The organism is Streptomyces sp. JL2001 (assembly GCF_050917515.1).
In the GTDB taxonomy this organism is placed as follows: Bacteria; Actinomycetota; Actinomycetes; order Streptomycetales; family Streptomycetaceae; genus Streptomyces.
Genome location: NZ_CP169421.1, coordinates 4,511,502 through 4,530,370 on the forward strand (window position 1 = coordinate 4,511,502; position 18,869 = coordinate 4,530,370).

Annotated in this window: 17 protein-coding genes and 1 pseudogene; 10 read left to right on the forward strand and 8 right to left on the reverse strand. The window is 72.9% G+C overall.

What is annotated here, in order from left to right; genetic code table 11:
• Positions 1–3: 3 nt before the first annotated feature.
• On the forward strand, positions 4–1,587 hold the full coding sequence (locus ACE1OA_RS20165) for an MFS transporter (protein ID WP_432753166.1): 1,584 nt from the start codon (positions 4–6) through the stop codon (positions 1,585–1,587).
• A gap of 174 nt (positions 1,588–1,761) precedes the next feature.
• Here the strand turns inward: ACE1OA_RS20165 and ACE1OA_RS20170 are convergent, their stop codons facing one another.
• Entirely contained in the window at positions 1,762–3,234 is a 1,473-nt protein-coding gene (locus ACE1OA_RS20170) for a hypothetical protein (protein ID WP_432753167.1), read from the reverse strand.
• A gap of 277 nt (positions 3,235–3,511) precedes the next feature.
• On the opposite strand from ACE1OA_RS20170, the gene ACE1OA_RS20175 reads away from it, so the two are divergent.
• Positions 3,512–4,597: a glycosyltransferase gene (locus tag ACE1OA_RS20175; protein WP_356602886.1), complete on the forward strand. Its 1,086-nt coding sequence runs from the start codon at positions 3,512–3,514 to the stop codon at positions 4,595–4,597.
• Positions 4,598–4,654: 57 nt separating this feature from the next.
• Positions 4,655–6,160, forward strand: coding sequence for a glycosyltransferase family 39 protein (locus ACE1OA_RS20180; RefSeq protein WP_432753168.1), 1,506 nt, complete (start codon positions 4,655–4,657; stop codon positions 6,158–6,160).
• Between the two features lie 60 nt (positions 6,161–6,220).
• Here ACE1OA_RS20180 and ACE1OA_RS20185 read toward each other — a convergent pair whose 3' ends face one another.
• The 3 genes from ACE1OA_RS20185 to ACE1OA_RS20195 all read right to left on the reverse strand — a co-directional run bounded on the left by ACE1OA_RS20185 (position 6,221) and on the right by ACE1OA_RS20195 (position 9,524).
• Complete coding sequence (locus ACE1OA_RS20185) at positions 6,221–6,997, reverse strand: DUF6227 family protein (protein WP_356602890.1); 777 nt, start codon at positions 6,995–6,997, stop codon at positions 6,221–6,223.
• 214 nt (positions 6,998–7,211) lie between these two features.
• Positions 7,212–8,267 carry a P1 family peptidase gene (locus tag ACE1OA_RS20190; protein ID WP_356774759.1) on the reverse strand — a complete coding sequence of 352 codons (1,056 nt, stop codon included), beginning with the start codon at positions 8,265–8,267 and terminating at the stop codon, positions 7,212–7,214.
• Between the two features lie 90 nt (positions 8,268–8,357).
• A complete protein-coding gene (locus ACE1OA_RS20195; protein WP_432753169.1) occupies positions 8,358–9,524 on the reverse strand; it encodes a low temperature requirement protein A in 1,167 nt (388 codons plus the stop codon).
• Between the two features lie 277 nt (positions 9,525–9,801).
• Between ACE1OA_RS20195 and ACE1OA_RS20200 the strand changes: the two genes are divergently transcribed.
• The 7 genes and pseudogenes from ACE1OA_RS20200 to ACE1OA_RS20230 all read left to right on the forward strand — a co-directional run bounded on the left by ACE1OA_RS20200 (position 9,802) and on the right by ACE1OA_RS20230 (position 15,857).
• Positions 9,802–10,134 carry a hypothetical protein gene (locus ACE1OA_RS20200; protein WP_432753170.1) on the forward strand — a complete coding sequence of 111 codons (333 nt, stop codon included), beginning with the start codon at positions 9,802–9,804 and terminating at the stop codon, positions 10,132–10,134.
• A 220-nt stretch (positions 10,135–10,354) separates the two neighbouring features.
• The gene (locus tag ACE1OA_RS20205; protein WP_384872302.1) at positions 10,355–11,419 is read left to right on the forward strand and encodes an MFS transporter; all 1,065 of its coding nucleotides are present in this window, start codon (positions 10,355–10,357) and stop codon (positions 11,417–11,419) included.
• Complete coding sequence (locus tag ACE1OA_RS20210; protein ID WP_432753171.1) at positions 11,416–13,740, forward strand: molybdopterin oxidoreductase family protein; 2,325 nt, start codon at positions 11,416–11,418, stop codon at positions 13,738–13,740. The genes ACE1OA_RS20205 and ACE1OA_RS20210 overlap by 4 nt, the downstream gene beginning before the upstream one ends.
• Positions 13,741–13,747: 7 nt before the next feature.
• The gene (locus ACE1OA_RS20215; protein WP_356602900.1) at positions 13,748–14,395 is read left to right on the forward strand and encodes a 4Fe-4S dicluster domain-containing protein; all 648 of its coding nucleotides are present in this window, start codon (positions 13,748–13,750) and stop codon (positions 14,393–14,395) included.
• Complete coding sequence (locus tag ACE1OA_RS20220; protein ID WP_356602902.1) at positions 14,392–15,057, forward strand: ubiquinol-cytochrome c reductase iron-sulfur subunit; 666 nt, start codon at positions 14,392–14,394, stop codon at positions 15,055–15,057. Before ACE1OA_RS20215 ends, ACE1OA_RS20220 begins: the two co-directional genes overlap by 4 nt.
• Before the next feature lie 122 nt (positions 15,058–15,179).
• Positions 15,180–15,602: pseudogene (locus tag ACE1OA_RS20225) on the forward strand (hypothetical protein); the annotation flags it as partial.
• A gap of 42 nt (positions 15,603–15,644) precedes the next feature.
• Complete coding sequence (locus tag ACE1OA_RS20230) at positions 15,645–15,857, forward strand: hypothetical protein (protein ID WP_356602904.1); 213 nt, start codon at positions 15,645–15,647, stop codon at positions 15,855–15,857.
• Positions 15,858–15,948: 91 nt separating this feature from the next.
• Here the strand turns inward: ACE1OA_RS20230 and mscL are convergent, their stop codons facing one another.
• The 4 genes from mscL to ACE1OA_RS20250 form a co-directional block, all read right to left on the reverse strand.
• Positions 15,949–16,494: a large conductance mechanosensitive channel protein MscL gene (gene mscL, locus ACE1OA_RS20235; RefSeq protein WP_384872287.1), complete on the reverse strand. Its 546-nt coding sequence runs from the start codon at positions 16,492–16,494 to the stop codon at positions 15,949–15,951.
• A gap of 111 nt (positions 16,495–16,605) precedes the next feature.
• Positions 16,606–17,217 carry an RcpC/CpaB family pilus assembly protein gene (locus ACE1OA_RS20240; RefSeq protein WP_384872290.1) on the reverse strand — a complete coding sequence of 204 codons (612 nt, stop codon included), beginning with the start codon at positions 17,215–17,217 and terminating at the stop codon, positions 16,606–16,608.
• Between the two features lie 156 nt (positions 17,218–17,373).
• Positions 17,374–18,225, reverse strand: coding sequence for an S-methyl-5'-thioadenosine phosphorylase (locus ACE1OA_RS20245; RefSeq protein ID WP_432753172.1), 852 nt, complete (start codon positions 18,223–18,225; stop codon positions 17,374–17,376).
• Between the two features lie 301 nt (positions 18,226–18,526).
• Entirely contained in the window at positions 18,527–18,865 is a 339-nt protein-coding gene (locus ACE1OA_RS20250; protein ID WP_384869192.1) for an FmdB family zinc ribbon protein, read from the reverse strand.
• Positions 18,866–18,869 lie beyond the last annotated feature (4 nt).

Here is an 18,869-nt window from a genome sequence, read left to right on the forward strand (position 1 = left end):
CGTATGAGTGCACACGAAGCCACCGATCGAAGGCGCTGGATCGCCCTCGCCATCGTCATGACCGCCGCCTTCATGGATCTGGTCGACGCCACGATCGTCAACATCGCGATCCCCAGCATCGAGCGCGATCTCGGCGCCTCGTTCGGAGCCATTCAGTGGATCACCGCCGGCTACGCCCTCGCGTTCGCCGCCGGTCTGATCACGGGCGGCCGGCTCGGTGACATCTACGGCCGCAAGCGCCTCTTCCTGCTCGGCACCGCCGGCTTCACCCTCGCCTCGGCGCTCTGCGGCTTCGCCGCCGACCCGGAGATGCTCGTCGCCTCCCGCCTCCTCCAGGGTGCGGCCGCCGCGATGATGGTCCCGCAGGTCCTGTCGATCATCCACGTCACCTTCCCCGCGCACGAGCGGGGCAAGGTCTTCGGCATGTTCGGCGCGATCATCGGGCTCGGCGCGGTCTCCGGACCGCTGCTCGGCGCGCTGCTCACGCAGTGGAACCTGTTCGGCATGGAGTGGCGCCCGATCTTCCTGATCAACCTGCCGGTCGGCATCGCGGGCCTGATCCTGGGCAGCAAGTTCATCACCGAGTCCAAGGCGCCCAAGGCGCTCCGGCTCGACCTGGTCGGCGTCCTGCTCGTGACGCTGGCGCTGCTGATGCTGATCTACCCGCTGACGCGCGGCCGTGAGCTGGACTGGCCGCTGTGGGGTCACCTCTGCATGGCGGGCAGCCTCCTCGTCTTCGCCGCCCTCGTCGCGTACGAGAAGTACAAGACGAAGAAGGACGGTTCGCCGCTGGTCGAGCTGTCGCTGTTCAAGGTGAAGAGCTTCGCCGCCGGTATCGCGGTGCAGCTGACCTTCGGTGTCGTGCTGGGCATCTTCTTCCTGGTCTGGACCCTGTACATGCAGATCGGGCTCGGCTGGACCCCGCTCAAGGCCGGTCTGACCGGGGTGCCGTTCTCGATCGCCGTCTCGGTGGCGGCCGGCATGTCGGTGCAGAAGCTGGTGCCGCGCTTCGGGCGCAAGGTCCTGCAGGCCGGCGCCCTGACGATGGTCGCCGGTGTGCTGCTCTACCTCTGGGAGGCCGGACGGTACGGGACCGGGATCCACTCCTGGCAGATGATCCCGCCGCTGGTCGTCATGGGTCTGGGCATGGGCCTCATCGTGGCCCCGCTGACCGACGCGGTGCTCTCGGAGGTGCCGCGCGAGCACGCCGGCTCGGCCTCCGGGCTGATCAACACGACCGGCCAGATGGGCAACGCGCTCGGGCTCGGGCTCGTGTCGGTGGTCTTCTTCGGCGTGATCGACGACGAGCGGCTGGCCAAGGCCCCGCAGGAGGTGGGGACGGCGTTCACGGACGCCTTCCGCAGCTCGCTGTGGTGGGTGGCGGCGGTGCTCGCCGTGATCTTCCTGGTGATGTTCGCGCTGCCGGCGAAGCCGAAGCAGCACGTGGAGGGCGCGGTGGACGAGGCCGGCGACGCCGGCATCACCGACATCGCTGACGCGGCCGACCCGACCGACGGAGCCGAGGCGGACGGGAAGCCGTCCGACGAGACCGGGGGGAAGCAGGACGAGCCGGTGCTGACCCACTGACGCGGTGAAGCCCGAGGCGGCGACGGCGCTCGTGGCGTGACGGAAGGGCCCTGGGGCATGCCCCAGGGCCCTTCCCCGTTCTGCCTCGTCGCGATCGAGGCAGCACGGCCGGACGGGGGTGGTGCGTTCCTGACGGAGCGCACCGTTCCGCCGTGTTCACCGATCAGCGCTCCGTCAGGGGCGCTTGATCCCCTTCAGGCCCTTCGGCGCGTGATGCGGGGCCGCCACCGAGTCCATGCTGCGCTTGAACGCGCGGAGGGCGGCCGGCGTCGGGGTCGCCTGCTGGACCCAGCCCTGGTTCCAGGTGAAGGCCCCGCCGGTGATGTTGCCTACCGTCTGGAAGACCGTGCCGGTCGTGGTGACCACCTTGACGTAGGCGGCATTGCCCCGCGCCTCGATGGCGATGCCACAGGCGTTCGCCGGGTAGTCCGGGTTGGCGGGGTCCGTCATGGTTGCGACGGTGTTGGTGAGGTCCTGCCAGGCGATCGCTCCGCCCAGCGTGGCGGCCTTGCCGACGTAGGCCTTCCCGCCGGTGAGTGCGGCCTGGAAGTCCTCGGTGTTCGAGTTGCTGAAGGTGTCGATGTCGGAGCAAGGGCCGGTCGCGCCCGTGGCTCCGGTCGCACCCGTCGCGCCGGTGTCGCCGGTCGGGCCGGTGTCACCCGTAGGGCCGGTGTCGCCGGTCGGACCCGTGGGGCCGGTGTCGCCGGTCGGGCCGGTGTCACCCGTGGGGCCGGTGTCACCCGTGGGGCCGGTCGGTCCGGTGTCGCCGGTCGGTCCGGTGTCGCCGGTCGGCCCGGTGTCGCCCGTGGCTCCGGTGTCGCCGGTCGGACCCGTGTCACCGGTGTCGCCGGTCGGCCCGGTGTCACCGGTCGGCCCGGCGTCGCCCGTGGCTCCGGTGTCGCCGGTCGGGCCGGTGTCGCCCGTGGGGCCGGTGTCGCCGGTCGGTCCCGTGTCGCCGGTCGGCCCGGCGTCGCCCGTGGCTCCGGTGTCGCCGGTCGGGCCGGTGTCGCCCGTGGGGCCGGTGTCGCCGGTCGGTCCCGTGTCGCCGGTCGGCCCGGCGTCGCCCGTGGCTCCGGTGTCGCCGGTCGGGCCGGTGTCGCCGGTCGGACCCGTGTCACCGGTGTCGCCGGTCGGCCCGGTGTCACCCGTGTCGCCGGTCGGGCCGGTCGGGCCCGTCGGGCCGGTGGGACCCGTCGGACCCGTCGGGCCCACCTTGCACTCGTCGTGCCCGCCGGACGCCGACCGCACGTAGCGGCCGGGGTCCCCGGCGAACTGCTGCATCTGCTGGTCCAGGAAGCTCTGGAGGGCGTCCTCCTGGGGCGCCCCGCCGGAGTCGCGTGCACCGGGGTATCCGTTGTGGTGCTGACCGTGCTCCTCGTGCGGCGGTCGGCCATGGTCCTCGTGGTGCGGGCGGCCGTGGTCGTCGCACTCGCCGCCGTGCGGCGGGCCCGACGTGTCCGTGCCGGAGGGTCGCGACCCCATGCTCTGCGCCGGGCCGGCAGGGCCGGCCGTTCCGGTGGCGACGGCCGCCGGGCTCGCGAATCCCGTGATGACGAGCGCGATCGAGGCGAGCGCGCCGCCGTTGAGCCAGGCGCGGCGTTTGGGGAGGGGGCCCAGTGAGGACCTCGTCCTGACATCAGGACTCATGCACTGCTCCTTCTTCAACCGATTCGAATGATGTCCCGGAAGCGGGTTTCGAGCTTCCTAATCGGATCATCGGATCGCGGATGCAAAGCCTTGAAGGTTCCAGCGCACTCTCAACACCTTGGCCTAGGAGGGAAATACCAATGGGTGCCTGCGCAGCAGCGAATTCTGTTCCGGCTCTCGGCGTGCCGTCACCGGGGTTCCGCATCCCCTGCATAAGGTCGCCCCCGACCTCCCCACCGGAAGTGGTGTTGCCGTGAAGCCATCCTTCTGCTTGTGCATGATCGTCAAGAACGAGGCGGCCGTCATCGAACGCTGCCTCACCTCCGTACGTGACCTGGTGGACACCTGGGTCATCTCCGACACGGGTTCCACCGACGGCACCCAGGAACTCATCCGCAAGGCACTCGACGGCATCCCCGGAGAGCTGCACGAGGAGTCCTGGGTGAACTTCGGGCACAACCGGAGCCTGAACATCGCCCACGCCCGCGGCAAGGCCGACTACCTGCTGCTCCTCGACGCCGACCACGTGATCCGGCGGGCCGGGCCGCTGCCCGAGCTGACCGCGGACGCCTACATGCTGCGGCACGCGGGCACCATGGAGTACCGCATCAAACGCCTGGTCAAGGGCGACATCCCCTGGCGGTACGAGGGTGTCACCCACGAGTACCTCACCGCGGACCGGCACCACGCCCAGGAGAACCTCGACGCGCTCGTCATCGAGCACTTCGCCGACGGCGGCTCGCGCCACGACAAGTTCGAACGCGACGCCCGGCTGCTGAGCGCCGAACTCGACCGCGACCCCACGAACACCCGCACCGTCTTCTACCTCGCCCAGACCATGCGGGACATGGGCCGCACCGCCGAGGCGATCGACCTCTACGAGCGCCGCGCCCGCATGGGGGGCTGGGGCGAGGAGGTCTACTACGCCCTGCTCCAGTGCGGCATCCTCAAGTCTGACTCCGACGACTGGCCCGGCGCGATGGACGCCTTCACCCGCGCCTGGGAGTCCCGTCCGCAGCGCCTCGAAGCCTGCTACGAGCTGGCCGCGCGGCTGCGCACGATGAGCCGCCACCACACCGCCCACGCCCTGGTCGCCACCGTCCTGGACCGGGAGCAGCCGGACGACCTGCTCTTCATGCAGCCCTGGGTGTACCGCTGGGGGCTGCTGTTCGAGTTCTCGATCACGGCCTACTGGGTCGGGGACCACGCGGGTTCGCTCGCCGCCTGCGACCGCCTGCTGGCCATGCCGGACCTGCCGGAGTCGTACCGCGAGCAGACCCGCTCCAACCGGGAGTTCGCCGTCCGGCGCCTGGCCTCGATCCCGCACGCGGCCGGCGGCGCGCCCGTGCCGGCGAGGGACTGAGCCCGCGTCATGGGAACCCCCTCACCGTCGACCCCATCCTCTGCGTCCCCGGCCTCCGTGGCCGTCGCGACGCCGGTCCGGGAGCCGAGGCCGTCCGCCGGCCGCCCGGGCGGCGCACGCGACGGCCGGGCCGGGCCCGGCGTCTGGCTGTGGCCGACGCTGCTCGCGCTCGCGCTGACCCTGTACGGGATCGGCAGCCCCCAGCTGTGGGAGGACGAGCTCAACACCTGGGACATGGCCGGGCGCTCCACCGGGCAGCTCCTGGACGCCCTCCGGCACGTGGACGCCGTCCTCGGCGCCTACTACCTGCTGCTCCACGGCTGGATGGGTGTCTTCGGCGACTCCGCCACCGCCCTGCGGCTGCCGTCCGCGTTCGCCCTGACCGGCGCCGCCGCCTGCACGGCGCTGATCGGGCAGCGGCTGTTCGGCCGCCGCGCCGGACTGGCCGCCGGCCTGCTCCTCGCGCTCGTCCCCGCCGTGACCCGCTACGGCCACGAGGCCCGGCCGTACGCCCTCGTCGTCCTGGCCGTCGCCCTCGCCACGCTGACGCTGCTGCGCGCACTGGAACGACCGCGCGCCGCCGGACGCTGGGCCGTCTACGCCCTGTGCGTGGCGGCGGTCGGTCTGCTCCACCTGGTGGCGCTGACCGCCCTGGCCGGGCATCTGGTCGCCGTGGCCCTCAAGGCCCGGGAGGAGCGGTCGGTCCTCGGGCGCTTCCTCCTCGCGGTCGCCGCCGGGGTGGCCGCCGCGGCCCCCGTCGCCCTCCTCGGCCGGGCGCAGGCCGGCCGGCAGATCTCCTGGATCCCCCGCCCCGACCTGTGGAGCCTGCTCGGACTCTGGCCGCAGCTGTACGGCTCGGCGCTGGCCGCCGGCGCGGTGACCACGGCCGCCGTACTGGCCTGGGGCGAGCGCCGTCCGGCGACCCGGGGCCCGCTCCTCACCGCCTCGGCCCTGGCCGTGCTGCCGCCGCTGCTGCTGTGGGCGGTCTCGCACGGCGACGTCTCGTACTTCTTCCACCGCTACCTGCTGTTCACCCTGCCCGCCTGCGCCGTCCTGGCAGGGGCGGGGCTGTGCGCCGCCCGGGCCCGCGGGGTCGTCGCGGCGGGTCTGGTGATCCTCGCCCTGCTCACCCTCCCCGAGCAGCAGGCACTGCGCCGCCCCTACGCCCACTTCTGGCACGGCATCGACTACGAGGGCGCCGCGTCGACCGTGCGGAAGTACCACCGGCCAGGGGACGCGGTCGTCTACGACCGGGGCGAGGACTACTGGCGCCTGCTCGACGTCGGCGTCCGCTTCTACCTGCCGGACGACCTCAGGCCCCGCGACGTGTTCCTGGCGGCTTCGGCCGCCGACCGCGCCGAGCTGTGGTCGGCGGAGTGTCCCGATCCGGCCGTGTGCCTACGGAACGAGGCCAGGATCTGGCTGGTGGTGGCCGGCAACCAGCCGGACCCGCTGGACGCGCTCCCGGCACCGCAGGCCCGGGCGCTGCGGGCGCGCTACACCGCGACCGGCACCGAGCGCCTGACCGGCGTGACCGTGGCGCTCCTGGTGCGCAAGGCCTGACGGGCGAGGGCCCCGGGAGGAGACCTCCCAGGGCCCTCACCCGCGCGTCCGGCGGGTCCGTCAGCGCACCCGCGCCCGGTGCTCCATCGCCTCGCGCGCCGCGTGCTCGTCGGTATACACCTCACACATGTGACGGCCGTCCGGGGTCGCCGTGTGCTCGACCTCCCACAGGCTCAGCTCGCTCCCGTCGAGGAGCAGGAAAGCGTGCTCGTACAGGGTGAACCCGGCGTCCCGGCCGCTGCGCACCGGGCACTGCCGCCCGAAGGCCTGCGTGATGTGGTGGGCGAACGCCACCCTCAGCCGGCGCGCGGTCTCCTCACCCGGCCGGTCGGCGTTCTCCGCGCGCCGCAGCACCCGCCGCGCGTGGTCCGCGGAGTTGTCCGGGACGTACGCCCGGGGCTGCGCCGGTATCGACCGCGACAGCAACGTGCCGAGCAGCTCCAGGTCTCCGTCCTCGCCGGAGTCCCGGTCCTCCGAGCGGTCCGTGCCCCAGCCCGGATCGAGCCCGGCGGGCAGCCGGGACGCGGCCAGGCGGGCCTCGCCCTCGTCCGCGTACAGCTCGTGGTGCTCGGCCCCGTCCCGGCCCGAGTTGTGCACCAGCTCCCACAGGCTGAGCGCGGTGCCGTCGGCGAGGAGATAGGTGTGGCGGTGGGTGGTGCGGTGCAGCGACGCGCTGTGGTGCGAGGAGTACAGCGCACTGGAGTGGGCGAGCGCCGACTCCAGGCGCTCGACCGTGGTGTCGGGCAGATCGAAGGAGTTGAGCGCCCTGCCGAGGAGCCGCTCAAGGTGCTTCTCGGTCGTCTCGTACGGATCGTGAGGATCCTGCGGATCGTTCAAGAGGGTCTCCAGGCCGTCGCCGCATGTCACTCGGTGCTTGCTTAACGTAGCCCCTGGGTCTGACACCGTGTCCGGGGTTCGGCAAAACGAAGGGCGCGTGCGGGAAGTTCCCGCCGGTAACGGCCGGGTCGGTCGTGGATCTTTCAACTCCCTTGACCTGCAGGGGAGTCGAGCGGCCAGATCGCCGGGTGCGGCGCCGTGTCGCGCGACCCCCTCAGGCGCCGTCGCCGTACAGCTCGCGGTACGCGGGGAAGGTCCCGCCCGGCCCCGCCACCCCCTCGGCCGGTGCGCGCACCGCCCGCACGATCGCCCGGGTCACCAGGTCCGCGCCCGCCGCCAGGACGTCGTTCAGCGCGAGCGGCCCCTGCTCCGGCGGCAGTTCCCGCTCCCCGGTCGCGAGGGCGAAGACGGTGTCCCCGTCGTTGAGCAGATGCACGGGGCGGATGGCGCGGGCGATCCCGTCGTGCGCCGTGCCCGCGAACTTCTGGGCCTGGGCGCGGGTGAGGGCGGCGTCGGTGGCGACGACCGCGAGGGTGGTGTTCAGCGGCGGCGGGGTGCTCGCGGCCAGGGCCTCGGCGAGCCGGCGCCGCGCCTCCTCGTGCACGGCGGCTTCCGGCCGGTGCGGCGGCCCGCCGTGGAAGTACTCCCCGTAGAGGACGCCCGTCTCCGGGTCGACCGCCGAGCCGACCGCGTTCACGACGACGAGGGCGCCCACGGTGATGCCCGACTCCAGGACCGTGCTCGCCGTGCCGACCCCGCCCTTGAGGCCCCCGACGACGGCTCCGGTGCCCGCGCCGACCGCGCCCGTTCCCACGGGTGCGTGCGCCTCGCTCGCGGCCGCCGCCTCCACCGCGGCCCGGCCCGTCCCGGCGTCCGGCCGGGCCCGGAAGTCCCCGCCCCGGCCGAGGTCGAAGACGCAGGCGGCGGGCACGACCGGGACGACGTGCGCGGGGTCGGGCCCGACCCGTACGCCCCGGTGCTGCTCCTCCAGCCAGGCCATCACGCCGGCGGCGGACTCCAGCCCGTACGCGCTGCCGCCGGTCAGGACCACGGCCTCGACGCGCTGGACGACGTTGCGGGGGTCGAGCGCGTCGGTCTCCCGGGTGCCGGGGCCGCCGCCGCGTACGTCCACCGCCGCGACCGCCCCGCCGCGCGGGGCCAGGACGACGGTGGTGCCGCTGAGGGCGTTCGGCCCCTCCACGCGCGCGTGGCCGACCCGCAGGCCGGACACGTCGGTCAGGGCGTCGTGCAGAGCGGAGTGCTTCGTCATGGTCCCTGCGTACCACGCCCGTTGGCCCCGCGCCCCGGTCCGGGCGGGTGCCGGCGTGGGGCTTCGGCGTTCCCTGGGGCGTGTTGCGCCCTACGCCCGCGTGGCGGGGTTGCTCGCGCTCAGCGTCACCCCGACGGCCACCGTCGCCGCCGCGACCAGACCGGCCGCGAACACCGCCCAGTGGCCCGCGAACGAGCACATCAGGATCGCCAGCGCCGACAGCGGAAGGACGAGCTGCTGGGCGATGCCGACCTTGTAGTAGCGGGCGTGCAGGAGCCACACGCAGAGCAGGAAGAGCGCCGTCGGGATCGTCACCGCCGCGGAGGCGGCGAGCGTGGAGATGTGGGCCTTGCCGACGGCCTGCTCGACGGAGATCTCGATGCCGGCGCCGATCGCCGCGGCCGAGGCGAAGATCAGGTAGTGGCCGTAACCCCACAGGAAACCCTGCCGGTTGGAGACGAGGCGGTCGTGGGCGGGGACGACGAAGTAGATCCACCACGCCGCGAACACGATGAGCAGGCCGCCGGCCGCGATCGGGAGCAGTTCGCCGAGGGCGTCGTTCTCGCTGACACCGGACTTCACGGCGACGGTCGAGGCGGCGATCGTCTCGCCCAGCACGATGATGGTGAACAGGCCGTAGCGCTCCGCGATGTGGTGCGGGTGCCAGTGGGTGGTGGCGTCCTTCTCCGCGTACACCGGCACCGCCATCTCGGCGATCGCCATGACGAGGAAGACCCAGGGGCGGGCCGCCTCGGGCACGAACAGGAGGGCCGTCCAGCCGATCTGGCAGAGGGCGACCCCGCCCGCGTACCGGTGGCACAGGGTGCGCTCGGCGGGGCCGGCGGCGTGGTGGCCCGCGCGCAGCCACTGGGAGGCGAGCGCGAGGCGCATCACGAGGTAGCCGAGCCAGACGACGAAGAAGTCGTGCTCCTCGAAGGCGCGCGAGACGCCGGCGGCGAGGATGAGGACGCCGGAGATCTGGACGAGGGTGACGACGCGGTAGAGGACGTCGTCGTTGTCGTAGGCGGAGGCGAACCAGGTGAAGTTCATCCAGGCCCACCAGATCGCGAAGAACACCATCGCGTAGTCGGCGATCCCCTGGCCGGCATGGCCCTCGGCCACGGCGTGCACGAGCTCGGCGCCCGCCTGGGCGACGGCGACGACGAAGCAGAGGTCGAAGAAGAGCTCGAGCGGTGTGGCGGCGCGGTGCGACTCTTCGCGGGAACGCGCGGTGAGGGGCAGGAACGGTTGCGTCATGCGCCCCAGAACACCAGAGCGCGGCGGGGCGCGGCGACCACGGCACGCGGAGGCGCGGCCGTCGGGGGCCGTCCCGCCGCCGGTCAGGGGCCTGCGCCGCCTGCCCGCACCGCCACGGGGACCGGCCCCACGGTCCGTACGGCCCGGGCGGGACGGGACCTGCGCCCGCCCGTCCGGCGACCACGGCCCCTGCCCCTGCCCCTGCCCCTGCCCCTGGCCCGGGAGCCCGGAAGCAGCCCGGAGGAGCAAGGACAGCCCTCGCCCCCAGGGGAACGCCATGAGTTCCGCAGTCCAGGACAGCAGAGCGACGAGCAGCGCGGCCCCCTCGGCGTCGTACGACGCCGAGCAGTACCGCCCCGGCCGGCCGATCACCGACTGGGAGCCGGAGAACGAGCTCTTCTGGAAGGCCGTCGGGAAAGGGGTCGCCACCCGCAACCTGTGGATCGCCGTGCCCGCGCTCCTCCTGGCGTTCGTGGTCTGGCAGGTGTGGAGCGTCACCGCCGCCAACCTCCAGCACGTCGGCTTCGGTTTCTCCACCTCCCAGTCGTTCTGGCTGACGGCCGTCCCCGGCCTTCCGGGGCCACGGTCCGAACGCCAGAACGCCATCTGAGGGACGGCCTCACCCACCCGCCCCGCCGAACGGGGCGAAATGGCCCATACCGCCCTACGGTGACCGGGTGACCGAGCCACCGCAGGGCCCCGCCGACCCGCCCCCGGGCCGGCCCGACCCGAACACGCCCCCGACCGCGTCCCCCACACCGGACGTGCCGCCTACCTCGGGCGCGGCGCCGGCCACCACGGGGACCGCGACCCTGACCGCGTCCGAGACCATCCCGGCGGCCGGCCCGGTGCCCGACGCCCAGACCCTCGCCGCCGTGCGCCGACGGGCCGCCCTCGCCGGCACCGCCGTCTCCGTGCTGCTGATCCTCGCGATCGTCCTCGGCAGCCGGCTGCTCCGGGACTTCGACTCGGCGCTCCTCCCGTACGCCGTCGCCACCGTCTTCCTCGCCTTCGGCGTCGCCTACCGGTACACCGTCTGGATCTCCGCCCCCGGCGCGCGGCGGCTCTTCAAGCAGGGCTGGCGGTCCTTCTTCTCGGCCGAGAACTTCCGCAGCGCCCCCACGGCGCTGCCGAAGATGATCGCCACCTACCTCGGCTTCCAGAAGTTCCTCGGCGCCCGCTCGCACGCCCGCTGGGCCGCCCACCAGCTGATCTTCTGGGGCTGCATCCTGGCCGCGCTCATCACCTTCCCGCTCACCTGGGGCTGGTTCACGTTCACCTCGGGCACCGGCTCCGGGCCCGGCTACGAGATGCGGATCTGGGGCATCAAGGTCCTCGGCTTCGACTCGCTGAACTTCGTGGGCTGGCTGATGTTCCACGGGCTCGACGTCGCCGCCGTCCTCGTCATCCCCGGCGCCTCCTACTTCCTGTGGCGCCGGATGAAGGACCGCGGGGCCGTCACCGGCCAGCGGTTCGCCTACGACCTGGTCCCGCTGATCGCCCTGATCGTCATCGCCGTGACGGGGCTGCTCCTCACCTTCTCCTCGATCTTCCTGCACGGCGGCGGCTACGAGTTCCTGGCGATCCTGCACATGGTCTCGGTGGTCTTCACCCTGATCTACATCCCGTTCGGGAAGTTCTTCCACATCGTCCAGCGGCCCGCCGCCGTCGGCATGCAGCTGTTCAAGTACACCTCCCGGCGCCAGGACGAGCAGGTCCTCGCCTGCCGCCGCTGCCACGAACCGATCGACACCGCCCCCTACGTCGAGAACCTCCAGGGCACCATGCGCGACCTCGACCTCGGCTTCGACGAGTGGGCCGAGTACTGCCCCCGCTGCAAACGCGTCCTGCGCGGCAACGCCTACCTCACCCACGTCAAGAAGGGCTTCAAGTGACGCAGCAGCACCTGGGGCGGGAACCGGGACGCCGGCCTCCGCTCGACCCCTCGCTCGCCCCGCCCGGCACCCGCAACTTCCGCGACGCCGGAGGCATCCCCGCCGACCGCTGGCACGCCGACCAGAACGGCGAGACGCTCGTCCCCACCCACTGCTGCTTCTGCGGCGTCCAGTGCGGGATGTACCTCCGCGTCGACCGCGCCGGAAAGGTCTTCGGCGTCGAACCCCGCAACCACGACATCAACCGGATGCGGCTCTGCCCCAAGGGCATCAACGCCTACCAGCAGGTCAACCACCCCGACCGGCTCACCGCCCCGCTCATGCGCCGCAACCGCGACGAGCCCTTCCGGGAGGCGAGCTGGGAGGAGGCCCTCGACTTCACCGTCGCCGAGATCCGCCGCATCCAGGCCGAGTACGGCCACGACGCCTTCGGCCTGCTCGGCGGCGCCAGCCTCTACTCGGAGAAGACGTACCTCGTCGGCAAGTTCGCCCGCGTCGCGCTGAAGACCCGGCACGTCGACTACAACGGGCGGCTGTGCATGGTCTCGGCCGCCGGCGCCAACAAGCTCGCCTTCGGCATCGACCGGGCCGGCAACCCCTTCTCCGACATCCTCCTCACCGACTGCCTCCTGATCGCGGGCTCCAACGTCGGCGAATGCTTCCCCGTGATGACGCAGTACCTCTGGGGGGCCCGGGACCGGGGCGCCACGCTGATCGTCGTCGACCCGCGCGAGACCGCGATCGCCCGCACCGCCGACCTCCACGTCGCGCTCAAGCCCGGTACCGACTCCGCCTTCTTCAACGCCGTCCTGAACGTCGTCGTCGCCGAGGGCCTCGCCGACGAGGCGTACCTCGCCGCCCACACCACCGGCTGGGACGCGGTCAGGGAGACCATCGAGGTCTATCCGCCCGCCCGCTCCGCGCAGATCTGCGGCGTGCCCGAGGAGCAGATCCGGCAGGTCGCCCGCATGTTCGCCGGCGCGGACAAGGCCATGGCCTGGCACGCCCGGGGCGTGGAGCACCACTCCCAGGGCGTCGAGAACTGCCTGTCGATCATCAACCTCTGCGCCGCGACCGGGCACATCGGCCGCCCGGGCGCCGGCTACGGCACCATCACCGGCCAGGGCAACGGCCAGGGAGGCCGCGAGCACGGCCAGAAGTCCGACCTGCTGCCCGGCGGACGCTCGATCACGAACCCCGAGCACCGCCGCCAGATCTGCGAGATCTGGGGCATCGACGAGGCCGAACTCCCGCCCGCCGGCACCTCCATGATGGAGATGGTCTGGCAGATGCAGCGCGGCGAGATCCGCGGGCTGATCGGCATCTGCAACAACCCCTTCGTCTCCCTCCCCAACTACGCGACGGTGAAGGAGGGGTACGACACCACCGAGTTCCACGCACAGTTCGACTTCTTCCTCTCCGAGACCGCGGCGAACGCGCACGTCGTCTTCCCCGTCACCGTCTGGGCCGAGGACGAAGGCGTCATGGCCAACGCCGAGGCCCGCGTGGTCAAGCACAACAAGGCCCAGGAACCGCCCGCCGGGGTCCGCACGGACACCTGGGTGATCTGCCAGCTGGCCAAGCGGCTCGGCGCCGGCGACAAGTTCGACTTCCCCGACTCCCGCTCCGTGTTCGAGGAGCTCCGCGTCGCCTCCGCCGGCACGGTGAACGACTACTACGGCATCACCTACGAACGCCTGGAGGAGACCGGCGGCATCGCCTGGCCCTGCCCCTCCACCGACCATCCGGGCACCCCCCGCCTCTTCGAGGACGGGAGGACCTACCACTCGGACGGCAGGATCCACCTGCAGGTCGTCGAATGGCACCCGCCCATGGACCCGTACAGCGAGGAGTACCCCCTCTCGCTCACCACCGGCCGCACCGTCGCCCACTTCCTCTCCGGCAACCAGACCCGCCGCCTGGGTGCCCTCGTCGAGCAGACCCCGCGCCCCTGGGTCGAGGTCCACCCCTCGCACGGCTTCCGCAACGGCGACCCCGTCCGCGTCGTCACCCGCCGCGGCAGCGAGGTCTTCCCCGCTCTGGTGACCGAGGCCATCCGTCCCGACACGGTCTTCGTGCCGTACCACTGGCCCGTCCCGACGGCGGCCAACGCCCTCACCATCGACGCACTCGACCCCCGGTCCAAGATCCCCGAGTACAAGGTGTGCGCCGCCCGGATCGAGGCCGCCGAACGGATCGACGAGGTCCCCGCGCCCCCGACCGCCCCGGGGCACCAGGCCTATCCGGAGACCCAGGTCTCCCGCACCGACCCCCTTCCTCCCACCGCCCCGCAGGGCCGTGGCACCTCGGAGAGGAGCTGACGCGCTCATGATGGGCCGCACGATCTTCATCGACCCGGGGCGCTGCATCGGCTGCCAGGCGTGCGTCTCCGCCTGCCGCGAGTGCGACTCGCACCGCGGCAAGTCGATGATCCATCTGGACTACCCCGACGAGGGGCACTCCGTCGCCTCCCTTCCCACGGTCTGCATGCACTGCGAGGACCCCGTCGCCCCGTGCGCCGAGGTGTGCCCGGCGGACGCGATCCTGGTCACCGCCGACGGCGTGGTGCAGCAGGCCGACACCACCCGCTGCATCGGCTGCGCCAACTGCGTCAACGCCTGCCCCTTCGGCGTCCCGAAGATCGACCTCCAGGCGAAGCTGCAGATGAAGTGCAACCTCTGCTACGACCGCACCGCCTACGGGCTCGCCCCGATGTGCGCCACCGTCTGCCCCACCGGCGCCCTCTTCTACGGGACGCTCGAAGAGCTCCAGGCCGAGCGCCCCGGCGTCCAGGTCGCCGACTCCTTCACCTTCGGCTCCACCACCGTCACCACCGGAGTGGCGATGGTCGTCCCCGCCGACAAGGTCCGGTGGCCCGTCCCCGGCGGCCTCCCCGTCGTCGAGATCAACGGAGTGGATGTGCGCGACACCCGGGCGCCCGCCCCGGCCGCCGGCCGACAGGAGGACGCCCGATGAGCGTCACGGAACAGCAGCCGCCGCCGCCCGCGGACAGCCCCGGGCCGACCGACGCCGCCCGGGAGGCGCTCCACGACCGCATCGCCGCGGACTCCCTGACCACCCGTCGCGACTACCTGCGGATCGTCGCCACCGTCTCCGGCGGACTGGCCGTCGGCGGCATCGGCGTGGCCGCCGGCATCCTGCACCGCCACGGCGACAGTGACGGCCCGCTGGAACCGAGGAAGATCGCCGACTCCCTCGCGCCCGGCGAGTCCCTCGCCTTCCGCTACCCGGAGGAGGAGGACCGGGCGGTCGCCGTCCGGCTGGAGGACGGCACCCTGGCCGGCTACTCGGCCGTCTGCACCCATCTCGCGTGCGCCGTGCTCTGGCGCAAGGACCGGGGCAGCGAGGGCGAGCTGTACTGCCCCTGCCACGAGGGCGTCTTCGACGCCCGCACCGGCGAGGTCACCGCCGGCCCGCCGCCCCGGCCGCTGCCCAAGGTGATCCTCGTGGAGGAGACCGACGGCAGCGTCTGGGCCATCGGCACCACCCGCTCCGGCGAGAGCCTGCAGGACGGGCTGTGCCGGCAGCTCGACGGCACCCGGTCCGCCCTCGCCGAGCAACTGGGCTGCCCGGTGGCCTCGCCCGGCGGCGCGGGCGAGAGGAAGGGACGGACATGACCGACGGCCCCTTCCCCGAGCGACCCGAGCCACCCGGGGACCGCGAGCACCCGGAGGACCCCCGGCACCCCGAGGACTCCCGGCACCCCGAGGACTCCCGGCACCCCGGGCGGTCCCGGCCCTCCGGCGCCCCCGAGGGCGCCGGCCCGCGGCCCCCGGCGGGTCCCGCCCCGGCGACCACCGGAACGGGCATGCCGCCGCGGCCCGTCTACACCCCCGGCAGCGGCCGGCCCCGTCTGAACCGTCCTCTGCACGAGCGGTATCCGCAGATCAGACCCACCAGCGGATACGGCGACCCGCGGGTCCGCCACACCGGTCCGGGACCGGGCGCCGGAACCGAGCAGGAACCGGAGCGCTCCTCGAAGCTGTCCGCCCGCCTGACCCTCGCCCTGACCGTGGTCATCGGCCAGTTGTGGGGGCTCACGGTCGTCGTCGACGAATGGATGGCCGGCAACACCGGCACCGCCCGGTGGGGCGCAGGCTTCCTCGTCCTGTCGTTCCTGGTCGTGCTCGGCCTGTGGCTCATCGACCCGAAGGACCGCTGATCGCCCGGGTCGGGGGCGGTGCCCCGGGCGTACCCTGAAGGCATGAGCACCGCCCCCGCCCACGGCCCGCGAGACGCGAAGCAGTCCGACGACGAACCGAATTCCCGACCCAGGCCGGCACTGATCTTCGACGATCCGCTGGACCAGCAGTCCGCGGACGATACGGACCGCGGGTGGGGCGAGCGGCCTCCGGGCGGCGGCAGCGCCGCCGACCTCGCGCGCTTCCTCGACGAGAAGCCGCCGCACCACATCTGACGTCCCGCACCGGTCGCCCGCCGGGGAACCCCGGCCGCGCGGCGGGAAGCCTCCCCCGGCCCGATAGGCAGGTCGACGACGGAGGCGCCGCCTACAGCCGGCCGGGCGCGTCCGTCCCGCCGGTCCCCGCTCCCGGGCCCGTGCCGCCACTCGTCCCGGTGCCCGTACCGCCGCCCGTGCCCGGTCCACGCTGTGCCACCAGCAGGTCGCGGATCTCCTTGAGCACCTCCAGCTCGCTGATCTCCAGGGTCTCCTGGACGCCTTCCTTCGCCTTGTCGTGGGCCGCCCGCTTGGCCAGGACCTTGGCCATGGGAAGGACCATCAGGAAGTAGACGACGGCCGCGGTGATCAGGAAGCTGAGGACGGCGCTCACCACCAGGCCCCACATGATCGGGATGCCGGTGACCACGTTCCCGGCGTCGTCCACCGCACACGGGCCCTTGAGGCAGGACCGGTAGCTCTCCAGATCCTTGGTCCCGAAGGCGCCGACCAGCGGATTGATGACGCCCCTGACCACCGCGTTCACGATGTTCGTGAACGCGGCGCCGATGACGACCGCCACCGCCAGGTCGATCACGTTGCCGCGCATCAGGAAGGCCTTGAAGCCCGCCCACACGCTCTCCTTCTTCGGGGTCACCCGCATGCCTTTCGACGTCAGTGCAGTTGGTGCTGCCATTACGCCGTGCCCGGTGTGAGGGCGTCCAGTCCGTACACACGTACCGGTTACCGAGCAGGCTGTCCGTGCGAATCAGCACAGGACCACCGCCAGTCGGGACGTCATGCCCGCCCCGGCCAGGGCGGTCGCCACGGACCGGGGGACGGACAGGACGATCAGCGCCCCGCGTTCACCACCGCTCCCGCCGTCCATGCCGAGGCCGCTGTCCGGGCCGGTGCGGGCGGGGCGGGGGACGCCGGTCACCCGGGCGCCCGTCGCGATCACGCGCGCCTCGCCGTCCCCGCCCCCGCCCAGGGAGGTCCGGCCCGGCGCGGCGATGACGTCGACCCGGTCCCCGGGCCGCAGCAGCCGCACCGTCGCCGCGTCGGCGATCCGCACCGGGGTGGACACCAGCCGCACCGCGGTCGGCTTCTGCCGGGCGGGCGGTGCGTGCGACCCGGGTGCCCCGGCGGACACCTCGCCCGCGCCCGCCCCGGTCGCCGAACTCACCGCGAGGGCCGCCGAGGCCAGCGCGAGCACCGCGGCCGGCGCCCGGCGCCCGCGCCGCAGCGCCCTCCCGGGCCGCAGCCGTCCGCGCCCCCGGACCCGCAGCGGCTCGAACCGCGGGACCGCACGGGTCTCGGGCACGGCGGAGAACGAACAGGGCACCGGGGGAGGGGAAGGAACGGAGAACGAGGTCGTCATGGCGGCCACCACCTGTCATGCGTCGGGTGCTTCCCCGGACCGTCCGGAGAACCGCACCCACCGTCCCGCGTCCGCCGCAATCCCGCTCCGGCCTGTGGACAGCCCGCCGCCTGTGGACAACCCCGTCACCCTTCCAGGTGAGGCAGGGGGGTCGACTCAGGGAAGTTCGATGCCGAGGTCCCAGCCGTCGTGCGCGTGCGTGCACAGGCAGTCCCGGTCCGCCGTGTCCGGCAGCGCCCCCACCGCGTCGAAGAGCACCTCCCGCAGCCGGCCGACGTTCGCGCCGAACACCCGCAACACCTCGGTGTGCGAGACGCCCTCGCCGGTCTCCGCGCCCGCGTCCAGGTCCGTGACCAGTGCCATCGAGGTGTAGCAGAGCCCGAGTTCCCGCGCGAGCACGGCCTCCGGGTGCCCGGTCATCCCGACGACGGACCAGCCGGCCGCCGCGTGCCAGCGCGACTCGGCCCGCGTCGAGAACCGAGGCCCCTCGACCACCACCATCGTGCCGCCGTCCACCGGGTCCCAGCCCCGCCCGCGGGCCGCCTTCAGGGCCACGCGCCTGCCGTCGGGGCAGTACGGGTCGGCGAAGGTGGTGTGGACGACGTTCGGGGTGGCGCCGCCCCACGCCGGCGGCAGCGGCTCGCCGTCGAAGTAGGTCTGCACCCGGGTCTTCGTGCGGTCGACCAGCTGGTCCGGCACGAGCAGGGTGCCGGGCCCGTACTCCTCGCGCAGTCCGCCCACCGCGCACGGGCCGAGGACCTGCCGCACGCCCACGGAGCGCAGCGCCCACAGGTTGGCGCGGTAGTTGATCCGGTGCGGCGGCAGCGTGTGGCCGCGGCCGTGCCGCGGCAGGAACGCGACCGGCCGGCCGGCGACCTCGCCGAGGAAGAGGGAGTCGCTGGGGCTGCCGTAGGGGGTGTCCACGGACACCTCCGTCACGTCCTCCAGGAAGGAGTAGAAGCCCGAGCCGCCGATCACGCCGATGTCCGCAAACGCCTTGGTCGTCATGCGGGTCACCCTAAGGGCTGTCCCGCAATCCCCGGCGGGCGCACGACGCCGGCTACGGCCCCTCGCCGCGTTGTCGGATCGCCCGAATACGCCCAGTATGAGGACGACCCTCCGCCTTGCGATGCACCGCATCCGACGCCGTGCGCCGACCAACCGCGGATTGCGGGACAGCCCTTAGGGGCTGTCCCGCGATCCCCGGCGGGCGAAAGCCCCGCCATGCGAAAAGCCCTGCCGCGCGAGGCGGCAGGGCTTTCGTGAGTCCGTGGGTCGGGCGGGAGCCCGGACCGCGACGTGTCCGGGGTCAGGCGGCCGAGGTGGAACTCGACGAGCTCGACGAGGCGGACGAGCCCGAGGTCGTGCCGGACGAAGCGGCGGGCTTCGCGTCGGACGACGACGTGGTCGACGTGGCCGACGACGAGGTGCCGGACGGCTTCGACGACGCGGGCGAGCTGCTGGACGACGAACCGCGGCTGTCGTTCCGGTAGAAACCGGAGCCCTTGAAGACGATGCCGACCGCGGAGAACACCTTCTTCAGGCGTCCCTCGCAGTTGGGGCAAACGGTCAGCGCGTCATCGGTGAACTTCTGCACCGCCTCGAGGCCCTCGCCGCACTCGGTGCACTGGTACTGGTAGGTCGGCACTTGT

Excerpts from the sequence above, each read along its gene's own strand:
- ACE1OA_RS20165 (WP_432753166.1), top strand. The coding sequence starts at position 4 with ATGAGTGCACACGAAGCCACCGATCGAAGGCGCTGGATCGCCCTCGCC.
- ACE1OA_RS20170 (WP_432753167.1), bottom strand. The coding sequence starts at position 3,234 with ATGAGTCCTGATGTCAGGACGAGGTCCTCACTGGGCCCCCTCCCCAAA.
- ACE1OA_RS20175 (WP_356602886.1), top strand. The coding sequence starts at position 3,512 with ATGATCGTCAAGAACGAGGCGGCCGTCATCGAACGCTGCCTCACCTCC.
- ACE1OA_RS20190 (WP_356774759.1), bottom strand. The coding sequence starts at position 8,267 with ATGACGAAGCACTCCGCTCTGCACGACGCCCTGACCGACGTGTCCGGC.
- ACE1OA_RS20195 (WP_432753169.1), bottom strand. The coding sequence starts at position 9,524 with ATGACGCAACCGTTCCTGCCCCTCACCGCGCGTTCCCGCGAAGAGTCG.
- ACE1OA_RS20200 (WP_432753170.1), top strand. The coding sequence starts at position 9,802 with ATGAGTTCCGCAGTCCAGGACAGCAGAGCGACGAGCAGCGCGGCCCCC.
- ACE1OA_RS20215 (WP_356602900.1), top strand. The coding sequence starts at position 13,748 with ATGATGGGCCGCACGATCTTCATCGACCCGGGGCGCTGCATCGGCTGC.
- ACE1OA_RS20220 (WP_356602902.1), top strand. The coding sequence starts at position 14,392 with ATGAGCGTCACGGAACAGCAGCCGCCGCCGCCCGCGGACAGCCCCGGG.
- ACE1OA_RS20230 (WP_356602904.1), top strand. The coding sequence starts at position 15,645 with ATGAGCACCGCCCCCGCCCACGGCCCGCGAGACGCGAAGCAGTCCGAC.
- ACE1OA_RS20240 (WP_384872290.1), bottom strand. The coding sequence starts at position 17,217 with ATGACGACCTCGTTCTCCGTTCCTTCCCCTCCCCCGGTGCCCTGTTCG.
- ACE1OA_RS20245 (WP_432753172.1), bottom strand. The coding sequence starts at position 18,225 with ATGACGACCAAGGCGTTTGCGGACATCGGCGTGATCGGCGGCTCGGGC.